Genomic DNA, 11,266 nt, shown 5'->3' on the forward strand with positions numbered 1-11,266 from the left:
AAAGAGTGGTAGTCGAATGGGGACGAATAAGCCTGTTGTAATTGGAATCGCTGGTGGTTCAGGGTCAGGAAAAACAAGTGTAACGAAAGCGATTTTTGACCATTTTAAAGGTCATTCCATTTTAATCTTGGAGCAAGATTATTATTACAAAGATCAAAGTCATTTACCGATGGAAGAACGTTTAAAAACAAATTACGATCATCCGCTAGCGTTTGATAATGATTTATTAATTGAACATTTACAGCAGTTGCTTGCATATGAGCAAGTGGAAAAGCCTGTGTATGACTATACATTGCATACGCGTTCGGAAAAAATTATTCCAGTTGAGCCGAAAGATGTAATTATTTTAGAAGGAATTCTTATTTTAGAAGACCCGCGTCTTTGTGAGTTAATGGATATTAAGGTGTTCGTTGATACAGATGCTGACCTTCGTATTTTACGCCGCATGCAGCGCGATATTGAAGAGCGCGGCCGTACAATGGATTCAGTTATTGACCAATACGTAAACGTTGTACGCCCAATGCATAATCAATTTATTGAGCCTTCTAAGAAATTCGCGGATATTATTATCCCTGAAGGTGGACAAAATCATGTTGCAATTGATATTATGGTTACAAAAATTGCAACAATTCTTGAACAAAAAGTGAATTTGTAATAGCATAGTAAAAGATATACGATAGGAAGGGATTTTTTCCCTTCTTATCGAATACAATGAAACATGAAACCTCACCTACAAATAGGTGAGGGCATATTTATATCAACTTTCCATACATACCTTCTTTATATAAGGAAGAATTGGAGAATAAGGGGTTGTATGTGACAACTCCACTAGTGCCACGTGTACTAGAAACCTCCGCTATATATAAGCGGAGGAGTTTTCATATGGAACTCCTCTTTTTTTCGGGGGATTGGTATATAAAAGGAGTGGAAAACATGGCAACAGAAAAAACATACCCTATGACGCAAGAGGGTAAGCAAAAACTAGAGAACGAAGTTGAACAATTAAAAACAGTAAGACGTAAAGAAGTTGTAGAGCGTATTAAAATCGCACGTAGCTTTGGAGATCTTTCTGAGAACTCTGAGTATGATGCAGCGAAAGATGAGCAAGCATTCGTAGAAGGACGTATTACACAACTTGAAAACATGATCCGTAATGCGGTTATCATTGAAGACAATGGTGAAGAGTCTACAGTTGTAACATTAGGTAAAACAGTAACATTTAAAGAGTTACCAGGTGGAGACGAAGAAGCGTACACAATCGTAGGTAGCGCAGAAGCCGATCCATTTGAAGGAAGAATTTCTAACGATTCTCCAATCGCAAAAAGCTTATTAGGTAAGCAAATTGGTGAGAAGGTAGCAATCCAAACGCCAGGTGGAGAAATGCAAGTAGAGATTATCTCTGTAAAATAACGTAAAAATCACTCGTGTGAAAACGAGTGATTTTTTATTTGTATAAAAGGTGAAACACCTCGTCTAAACTACATACAATAGACGAGGTGTTTTTTATGGAAATGAAACGGAGAATTATAATTGTTTTAATTTGTTTTATGGGTGTGATTTTTTTATTACTTTGTCGTTTAATCCAAATACAGATTATAGATACGGAATCATTTACTGATCGAAATATCAATTTGATTGAAAAAAGTGTTACGCAACGAACACAATCACTTACAGTAGATAATGGAAGAGGGCACTTTACAGATCGAAATGGTAAGGAAATTGGTGAAGAGAAATATCCAGTCTTAATTGTTTTTCCCTTTTTACAAATAAAAAATGACATGTTAGAGAAAATTGCGCATATCATTGGTGTGTCGAGACAAGAGATAAGACTGCAAATGAAAAATAAGAATCAAGCATTTATATTACGAAGGGGGAATATCCCATTTCCATTAACGTTCGAGCAGATGGAGAAGGTAAATCAATTAGATATTTTAGGTATTGTAGCAGCAGAAGTTCGACTGAAGCAAACGGGAGAGGTAAATCATTTAATTGGTGATGTGGGAGAGAATGAACAGGAATTTCAAAAGCGTTATGGAGAAATGAAAAAAACTTCGAAACAAACGCCAATTGGTATTTCTGGATTGCAACAATCATTTGATGAATTTTTACTGACTGATGGAGAGGCGAAAGTGTTGTATCAAGTGGACCAGCAAGGAGAACCGATTTTTGGGAAACAGGCGAAATACACTTCACCAGGAAATCCATTTTATCCAGTTACTATTCAAACAACAATACATAAAACGTTGCAACGACGAGCAGAAAAGATTATAGATGAAAACGGAATAAAAAAAGGTGGGTTAGTATTACTAGACATAAAGAATAGTGAAGTTTTAGCAATGGTAAGTAAGCCTTCTTTACAGATGAATGATAGGAGGATATATAAAGCTACACTTGAAAATCAAATGTTAACTCCTCATTTTCCGGGGTCTGTTTTTAAAACAGTAGTTGCAGCAGCAGTAATTGATGAGAATTTGGTGCGGTTTAATCGTACATTTAACTGTAATACGGATTTATACGGTGAAAATCTTCCGCAAGTTATGATGGGGTCATTAAACTTTAAGGAAAGCTTTGCTAGAAGCTGTAATCGAACGTTTGCCGTATTAGGTGATGAACTAATGCAAAAGGATAGGGAAGTATTAGAAACGTATTTAGAGGCCTTAGGAGCAAGTAAGAAGGTAGGGTGGAAAGGTTCGGTATTTCATACACCGGAATTTGAGCAATTACCAGAAGAAAAGAGTGCTATTATTTGGAGAAGCGAAGAAAATAAAGATAGTAGAAGAGCGATTGCTCAAACGATGGTCGGACAAAAAGATGTACGTGTGTCGCCTCTAGCTATAGCGAATATGATGGCGACAATTGCTAGAGGTGGAGAGAAGATGGAAGTGAAAGCTGTGAAAAAAATAGTGTATAAAAATGGAACTGACTTTTTTACATTTGAAAATCATAAATTAAATGGGAAACAGCTTTCTTATGAAACGATGAAAAAATTACAACAGTTGTTAAGAGGCGTTGTAGCGATGGAGAAAGGAACGGGAACCGCATTCCGTTCGTTGCCACTAACTGTCGCTGGAAAATCTGGGACGGCACAAACAGGAAAAGGAGAGACGGTGAATCGCTGGTTTGCAGGTTATTTTCCATATGAAAACCCAAGATATGCTTTAGTTGTAGTTGATATAGAAACAGATAACGTAAATGTAGTTACACCAGCTTTTGCGGAAATGGTAGAAGCAATTCATCAATTAGAAATTGAAAAGTAATCTTGCAATTATTTATGAAATGTTTTCATTTCGTGAAAATATTATTGTAAATGTTCAACCTTTCTAGATTTAATGTTACAATAGCAAGTATGAAAAACTGCATGGAGGTTTGAAGAATGGCAGGAGGATCTAGATTTCAACAGAAACAACAAAAACGTCGTCAAAACGGTGTTTTAAATATTGCGATTGCTATTGTATTAGTAGCAGTAGCTATTGTAGCATATCAATTGTTTGTTCCTGGTACAAAAGAGCAAGCGTCTTCTAGTGATAAAAAAGTAGCTCAGCAAACAACAAAAGAAAATAAAGCTGAGAAAGCTAAAGGTAAAGAAGAGACGAAGAAGAACGAGCAAGAGAAAACAGAGGCTAAGAAGAAGGAAGAAGAAGCGAAGCAAAAGGCTGAAGAAGAAAAGAAAAAAGCTGAAGAAGAAGCGAAAGCTAACGAGAAAGTATCAGCTGAAAAAACACAGCCAAAGGCAACAGATGCTTATACGAAATCTTCTTGGAAGCCAGTAGGTACAGAGCAAGGTGCAACACCTGCGATGACGTTTAAAAAAGGCACAGCAGATTGGAATGAGATGAACCAAGCGATTTCAGCTGCAATTGACGTTCCGGTAGAGCAATTAGTTATTCATAGAATCGGAAATAATGGTAAGAATAAAGCTTACGGCAACGTACAAGATAAGCAATCAGGTAAAAAATATTATGTAAATATTGATTGGGTAGATAATGAAGGCTGGAAACCAGTACTTGTTCAAACTCTAAATTAAAAAAGAGAGGCTCTTATGAGCTTCTCTTTTTTAGTTAGCGTAATTTCTTTAACTTAAAATGCACAACTGCGCTATAATAAGGTCTTTTACTTTCAGGGTCCATAACCATTTGGTGAGAAATATGATGAACTTCGAGCATAAGTGCTTTATTGTTATCAATTTGTTCGCTAATTTTCTTCTCTAAAGAAACTAAATTTGCAGCCTCAAAAAACTCCACTTTATCTTCTAACATTTCAAAGGTAAATGACACGAAGACCACTCCTCTCCTATGTAATCAAATATAGTGTAACAAAGAAAAGAAGGAAATACTACGTACATTTCAATTGACATTTTTAGAAAGAGGGCATATTATACTGATAAAACCGATAAGAAAAAGGGGAATTTTTATGGGAACAGAATTTAATGGTTTATTTGATGAATGGGCTCATACGTACGACTCATTTGTACAAGGCGAAGATATACAATATAAAGAAGTTTTCGCCCATTATGAGGACATTTTAGAGGATGTAGTTAACAAGTCATTTGGCAACGTATTAGAATTTGGTGTTGGTACTGGCAACTTAACAAATAAATTATTACTTGCTGGTCGTACAGTTTACGGTATAGAGCCGTCACGTGAAATGCGCACTATCGCAAAAGAGAAATTACCAAAAGAATTTTCAATTACAGAAGGTGATTTTCTATCATTTGAAGTCCCGAATTCAATCGATACTATCGTGAGTACTTACGCATTTCATCATTTAACAGATGATGAAAAAGACATAGCGATTGCGAAGTATAGTCAATTGCTAAACAAAGGTGGTAAAATAGTGTTTGCTGATACGATATTTGCAGATCAAGATGCATATGATAAAACTGTTGAAACAGCAAAACAAAGAGGTTTCCATCAGTTAGCAAACGATTTGCAAACAGAATACTATACACGTATTCCTATCATGCAATCTATTTTTGAAAACAATGGCTTCCATGTAACGTTTACGAGATTGAATCATTTCGTTTGGGTAATGGAGGCAACTAAGCAATAGAAAGAGGGATTAGATTGAGAATTGCTGTAATTGGAGCAATGGAAGAAGAAGTACGTATTTTACGTGATAAATTAGAACAAGCAGAAACAGAAACGGTTGCAGGTTGTGAATTTACGAAAGGGCTATTGGCAGGACATGAAGTAATCTTGTTAAAGTCTGGTATTGGTAAAGTAAATGCAGCGATGTCGACGACAATTTTATTAGAAAAATATAAGCCTGAAAAAGTAATCAACACTGGTTCAGCTGGTGGATTCCATCATTCTCTAAATGTTGGAGATGTAGTTATTTCAACAGAAGTTCGTCACCATGACGTAGATGTAACTGCATTTAATTACGAATATGGTCAAGTGCCTGGAATGCCACCTGGATTTAAAGCTGATGAGGCGTTAGTTGCATTAGCTGAAAAATGTATGCAGGCAGAAGAAAATATTCAAGTTGTAAAAGGTATGATTGCAACAGGTGATTCATTTATGAGTGATCCGAACCGCGTTGCAGCAATTCGTGATAAATTTGAAGATCTTTATGCAGTAGAAATGGAAGCAGCGGCTGTTGCACAAGTGTGCCACCAATATGAAGTTCCGTTTGTAATCATTCGTGCACTTTCTGATATTGCTGGTAAAGAATCGAATGTTTCATTTGATCAATTTTTAGATCAAGCAGCTCTTCATTCTACAAACTTTATCGTAAAAGTATTAGAAGAGTTAAAGTAATGTAACAAAAAGGCAACTGTCTCATATAAAGAAAATACATACAGTTGCCTTTTCTTTATTGGCAAATAAGGGGGAGAACACGATGAATGTATATCGTGGAGTTCATGAGTTAATTGGTCATACACCAATTGTAGAAATTACTCGTTTTTCACTTCCGAAAGGAGTCCGTTTATTTGCAAAGCTTGAATTTTATAATCCAGGCGGAAGCGTTAAGGATCGTTTAGGAAGAGAACTAATCGAAGATGCACTAGAAAAAGGGCTTGTCGCAGAGGGCGGAACAATTATTGAACCGACGGCTGGAAATACCGGTATTGGACTGGCACTTGCAGCGTTACAACATGATTTACGCGTTATTGTTTGTGTACCAGAGAAATTTAGTATTGAAAAACAAGAATTAATGAAAGCGCTAGGTGCAACGGTCGTGCATACACCGACTGAACAAGGAATGACCGGCGCGATTGCAAAAGCAAAAGAATTAGTAAATGAAATACCGAATTCATACTCTCCAAGTCAATTTGCAAATGAGGCAAATCCTCGTGCATATTTTAAAACATTAGGACCTGAACTGTGGGATGCATTGAATGGAGAGATTAACATATTTGTTGCTGGAGCAGGAACTGGCGGTACGTTTATGGGGACTGCATCTTATTTGAAAGAAAAAAATATAGATATTAAAACAGTTATCGTAGAGCCAGAAGGATCTATTTTAAATGGTGGTAAGGCTGGTTCACATGAGACCGAAGGAATTGGACTGGAATTTATCCCGCCATTTTTGAAAACATCTTATTTTGATGAAATTCATACAGTTTCTGATCGAAATGCATTTTTACGAGTGAAGGAATTAGCGCAAAAAGAAGGTCTTCTCGTTGGAAGTTCTTCAGGAGCAGCATTTCATGCAAGCTTACTGGAGGCAGAGAAAGCAACACCAGGCACAAATATTGTAACGATTTTTCCTGATAGTAGTGAGCGCTATTTAAGTAAAGACATATACAAAGGATGGGAATAAAAAATGAGAGCAAAGACAAAGTTAATTCATGGTATTCGCATAGGAGAACCTTCAACTGGATCTGTAAACGTACCGATTTATCAAACAAGTACGTACAAACAAGAAGCAGTTGGGAAGCACCAAGGATATGAATATTCACGTACAGGCAACCCAACACGTGCAGCTTTAGAAGAAATGATTGCTGTATTAGAAAACGGTCATGCTGGATTTGCATTTGGTTCAGGAATGGCTGCTATTACAGCGACAATTATGTTGTTCTCAAAAGGTGACCACGTCATTTTAACAGATGATGTTTATGGCGGAACGTATCGTGTTATTACGAAAGTATTAAACCGTTTCGGCATTGAGCATACATTTGTAGATACAACAAACCTAGAGGAAGTTGAAGAAGCTATTCGTCCAAATACGAAAGCGATTTATGTGGAAACACCAACGAACCCATTACTGAAAATTACTGATATTAAGAAAATATCTACTCTTGCTAAAGAGAAAGATGTATTAACAATTATTGATAACACATTCATGACGCCATATTGGCAGTCGCCGATTTCTTTAGGAGCAGATATTGTACTTCATAGTGCTACAAAATATTTAGGAGGTCATAGTGATGTAGTTGCAGGTTTAGTAGTTGTAAATAGTCCGCAATTAGCAGAAGACCTTCACTTTGTACAAAACTCAACAGGAGGTATTCTAGGGCCGCAAGATAGCTTCTTATTACTTCGCGGTTTAAAAACATTAGGGATTCGTATGGAAGAACATGAAACGAATTCACGTGCAATTGCTGAGTTTTTAAATAACCATCCAAAAGTAAATAAAGTATATTATCCAGGTCTTGAATCACATCAAAACCATGCATTAGCAAAAGAACAAGCAAATGGATTTGGTGCCATTATCTCATTTGATGTAGATAGTGAAGAAACATTAAATAATGTACTTGAGAAACTGCAATACTTCACACTTGCTGAAAGCTTAGGAGCAGTAGAAAGTTTAATTTCGATCCCATCTCAAATGACACATGCATCAATCCCAGCAGATCGCCGTAAAGAATTAGGAATTACAGATACATTAATTCGTATCTCTGTCGGTATTGAAGATGGTGAAGATTTAATGGAAGATTTAGCACAAGCGCTAGCATAGTAAAAATGCACTGCTCATATAGGCAGTGCATTTTTATTATATTAATTTGTGAAATATTTCACAAATTAGACATACACAAACGAAATGAATTGATGTATATTGAATTCATGAAATATTATTCACGAATAAACTTGTGAAATGTTTCACAAACAATGGGATTCATGTAGGAAGGTAACTCTATTTTTTTGCGCTAATCGGGACTTATTATGACCTATAGGGACTTATAAAGACCGTGATAACAGAATAGGAGGAAATTTACATGGTAGTCAAAGAGAAAGTTGTAAATGAAATGCAAGAGGTAAAAGAGATGATTGATACGTTAGTAAATAACGGTCAAAAAGCTTTACAAGCATTAGAAGGTTTTACACAAGAGCAAATTGACAACATTGTTCATGAAATGGCACTAGCAGGTGTTGATCAACATATGCCGCTTGCAAAATTGGCTGTTGAGGAAACGGGCCGTGGTGTATATGAAGACAAATGCATTAAAAATATTTTTGCTACTGAATATATTTGGCATAATATAAAGAGAGATAAAACGGTAGGAATTATTCACGAAGATCCTCATGAAGAAATAATAGAAATTGCGGAACCTGTCGGTGTAGTAGCTGGGGTAACGCCAGTAACGAATCCAACGTCGACAACAATGTTTAAAGCGTTAATCGCGATAAAAACGAGAAATCCAATTATTTTCGCCTTTCATCCTTCTGCACAAAATTGTTCCGTTGCAGCAGCGAAAACAGTATATGATGCAGCGGTGAAAGCTGGTGCACCAAAGCACTGTATTCAATGGATTGAAAGACCGTCTGTCGAAGCAACGAAGCAATTAATGAACCATGACGGTGTGGCACTCGTTCTAGCAACTGGAGGAGCTGGTATGGTGAAATCAGCTTATTCTACTGGAAAACCAGCGCTAGGCGTCGGCCCTGGTAATGTACCATGTTATATAGAGAAATCAGCACATGTAAAACGAGCTGTTAATGATTTAATTTTATCGAAAACATTTGATAACGGTATGATTTGTGCATCGGAACAAGCAATCATTGTCGATAAGGAAATTTATGATGATATGAAAACAGAAATGATTGCAAACAATTGTTACTTTGTAACAGAGGAAGAGAGAAAGAAATTAGAAAAGCTTGTTATTAATGAAAATACATGTGCAGTAAATAGTGATATTGTTGGGAAATCAGCACAGTATATTGCTGAATTAGTAGGAATTACTGTACCTGAACATACAAAAATGCTTGTAGCTGAAATAAAAGGTATCGGAGCAGCATATCCACTATCTCGTGAGAAATTGAGTCCAGTATTAGCTTGTGTAAAAGCAAATTCATTAGAAGAAGGATTTACATATTGCGAAGAAATGTTGAACCTGGGTGGTTTAGGACATTCAGCAGTCATCCATTCTACAAACAAAGAAGTGCAAAAGCAATTTGGATTACGCATGAAAGCTTGCCGTCTCATTGTAAATGCACCTTCATCACAAGGTGGAATCGGTGACATATATAATGGATTTATTCCATCACTTACGCTTGGTTGTGGTTCCTACGGGAAAAACTCAGTTTCCCAAAACGTAACAGCGACTCATTTATTAAATATAAAAAGGCTGGCAAATAGAAAAAAGAATATGCAGTGGTTCAAATTGCCACCAAAAATTTATTTTGAAAAACATGCTACAGCGTATTTAGCGAACATGCCTAACATTTCACGTGCATTTATTGTAACGGATCCAGGGATGGTTGAGCACGGTTATGTAGATACAGTTACGCACTATTTACGTAAGCATGCAAATGATGTGAAAGTTGAAGTTTTCTTTGAAGTTGAGCCAGATCCATCAGATGAAACTGTATTTAAAGGTGCGGACATGATGAAAAGCTTTAAGCCTGATGTAATTATTGCACTTGGTGGCGGTTCAGCTATGGATGCGGCAAAAGGGATGTGGCTATTCTATGAGCACCCAGAAACAACATTCTATGGCATTAAACAGAAATTTTTAGATATAAGAAAACGTACATGTAAATATCCGGAATTAGGAAATAAAGCGCAGTTTGTTGCCATTCCAACAACATCAGGAACAGGGTCAGAAGTGACACCATTTGCGGTTATTACAGATAAGAAAAATAATATTAAATACCCGCTTGCGGATTATGAATTAACGCCAGATGTAGCAATTGTTGATCCGCAATTTGTAATGACAGTGCCACCACATGTAACAGCAGACACTGGTATGGACGTATTAACGCATGCAATCGAGGCGTATGTGTCTGTTCTGGCAAATGACTATACTGATGGTTTAGCGTTAAAAGCAATTGATCTCGTATTTAAATATTTACCGAGAGCATATAAAGATGGAAATGATGAAGAAGCGCGAGAAAAAATGCATAATGCTTCTGCCATCGCAGGGATGGCATTTGCAAATGCTTTCCTAGGTATTAATCATAGTTTAGCACATAAAATTGGACCAGAATTCCATATCCCACATGGGCGAGCAAATGCGATTCTTATGCCTCATGTAGTCCGTTATAATGCCATTAAGCCAAGAAAACATGCATTGTTCCCAAAATATGAGCACTTTGTTGCAGATGAACGCTATGCACATATTGCGAGAATACTCGGGCTTCCAGCAAGCTCGACAGCAGAAGGCGTGGAATCACTTGTCCAAGCAATTATTGAACTTGGAAAAAGCTTAAATATCAATATGAGTATTGCAGGACAAGGAGTTGCTAAAGAACAATTTGAAGCAGTTGTTGAAATGCTAGCAGAAAGAGCTTTTGAAGATCAATGTACAACAGCTAATCCAAAATTACCGCTCATTTCAGAGCTAAAAGAAGTCTATATGGAAGCGTATAAAGGCGTATAATAGATAAAAAAGAGCCGTAAGTAAGCGGCTCTTTTTTACTTTGGAAAACATCTCCCAGTTTGGTTCTATTTACTTGTCTTTAAGCTTAATAGAATATGATAAAGTGAGGATGGGAGTGATAAGCAAATGAAAGAATTACAAGAAAAAATAGCAGATTATACCCGTTTCGGACAAGTGCTTCTCGCAGTAAGTACATTTTTGATGGTTGGTTTATTAATTCCGAATGGAGCAAAAGAGACGGTACAAACTTTTGTTATGATGGGGAGTGTCATTGGATTTTTATGTTTTTCTTTTTTCTTCTTTAAGCGTGTGAAAGCGATGCATGATCAACTAGAGGAGAGCGAATATGAAGAAAATTGTTAAATAAGGCGCTACGAAAAGAAGAAATCTTTTTGTAGCGTTTTTTCGTTTTTGTAGAAAATGTATGCGTTTCATGTTGACAATGATAATCCTTATCAATTAAAGTAGAATAGTAATCAATGATTATCATTATCAATTAGA

The 11,266-nt window shown here is 36.5% G+C and carries 11 protein-coding genes; 10 read left to right on the forward strand and 1 reads right to left on the reverse strand.

What is annotated here, in order from left to right; all coding sequences use genetic code 11:
- Positions 1–16 precede the first annotated feature (16 nt).
- From udk to KI356_RS02130, 4 genes are all read left to right on the forward strand, one after another.
- On the forward strand, positions 17–655 hold the full coding sequence (udk, locus tag KI356_RS02115) for a uridine kinase (protein WP_128280880.1): 639 nt from the start codon (positions 17–19) through the stop codon (positions 653–655).
- A 278-nt stretch (positions 656–933) separates the two neighbouring features.
- The gene (gene greA, locus KI356_RS02120) at positions 934–1,410 is read left to right on the forward strand and encodes a transcription elongation factor GreA (protein ID WP_002173560.1); all 477 of its coding nucleotides are present in this window, start codon (positions 934–936) and stop codon (positions 1,408–1,410) included.
- Positions 1,411–1,505: 95 nt separating this feature from the next.
- Entirely contained in the window at positions 1,506–3,257 is a 1,752-nt protein-coding gene (locus KI356_RS02125; protein ID WP_212934674.1) for a peptidoglycan D,D-transpeptidase FtsI family protein, read from the forward strand.
- 116 nt (positions 3,258–3,373) lie between these two features.
- Entirely contained in the window at positions 3,374–4,024 is a 651-nt protein-coding gene (locus KI356_RS02130) for a YrrS family protein (RefSeq protein ID WP_128280882.1), read from the forward strand.
- Between the two features lie 34 nt (positions 4,025–4,058).
- On the opposite strand, the gene KI356_RS02135 is transcribed toward KI356_RS02130, so the two are convergent.
- A complete protein-coding gene (locus KI356_RS02135) occupies positions 4,059–4,274 on the reverse strand; it encodes a YrzA family protein (RefSeq protein WP_002160402.1) in 216 nt (71 codons plus the stop codon).
- A gap of 136 nt (positions 4,275–4,410) precedes the next feature.
- On the opposite strand from KI356_RS02135, the gene KI356_RS02140 reads away from it, so the two are divergent.
- From KI356_RS02140 to KI356_RS02165, 6 genes are all read left to right on the forward strand, one after another.
- The gene (locus KI356_RS02140; protein WP_088060077.1) at positions 4,411–5,049 is read left to right on the forward strand and encodes a class I SAM-dependent methyltransferase; all 639 of its coding nucleotides are present in this window, start codon (positions 4,411–4,413) and stop codon (positions 5,047–5,049) included.
- 14 nt (positions 5,050–5,063) lie between these two features.
- Entirely contained in the window at positions 5,064–5,759 is a 696-nt protein-coding gene (mtnN, locus tag KI356_RS02145; RefSeq protein ID WP_002015266.1) for a 5'-methylthioadenosine/S-adenosylhomocysteine nucleosidase, read from the forward strand.
- Positions 5,760–5,841: 82 nt separating this feature from the next.
- On the forward strand, positions 5,842–6,765 hold the full coding sequence (locus KI356_RS02150) for an O-acetylserine dependent cystathionine beta-synthase (protein WP_128280883.1): 924 nt from the start codon (positions 5,842–5,844) through the stop codon (positions 6,763–6,765).
- Positions 6,766–6,768: 3 nt separating this feature from the next.
- Entirely contained in the window at positions 6,769–7,902 is a 1,134-nt protein-coding gene (locus KI356_RS02155; RefSeq protein WP_088060072.1) for a bifunctional cystathionine gamma-lyase/homocysteine desulfhydrase, read from the forward strand.
- A gap of 259 nt (positions 7,903–8,161) precedes the next feature.
- Complete coding sequence (gene adhE, locus KI356_RS02160; protein ID WP_128280884.1) at positions 8,162–10,765, forward strand: bifunctional acetaldehyde-CoA/alcohol dehydrogenase; 2,604 nt, start codon at positions 8,162–8,164, stop codon at positions 10,763–10,765.
- Between the two features lie 126 nt (positions 10,766–10,891).
- Positions 10,892–11,128, forward strand: coding sequence for a YrhC family protein (locus KI356_RS02165; protein WP_212934675.1), 237 nt, complete (start codon positions 10,892–10,894; stop codon positions 11,126–11,128).
- Positions 11,129–11,266: the final 138 nt, after the last annotated feature.

This window comes from Bacillus hominis, from assembly GCF_018332515.1.
Classification (GTDB): Bacteria; Bacillota; Bacilli; order Bacillales; family Bacillaceae_G; genus Bacillus_A; species Bacillus_A hominis.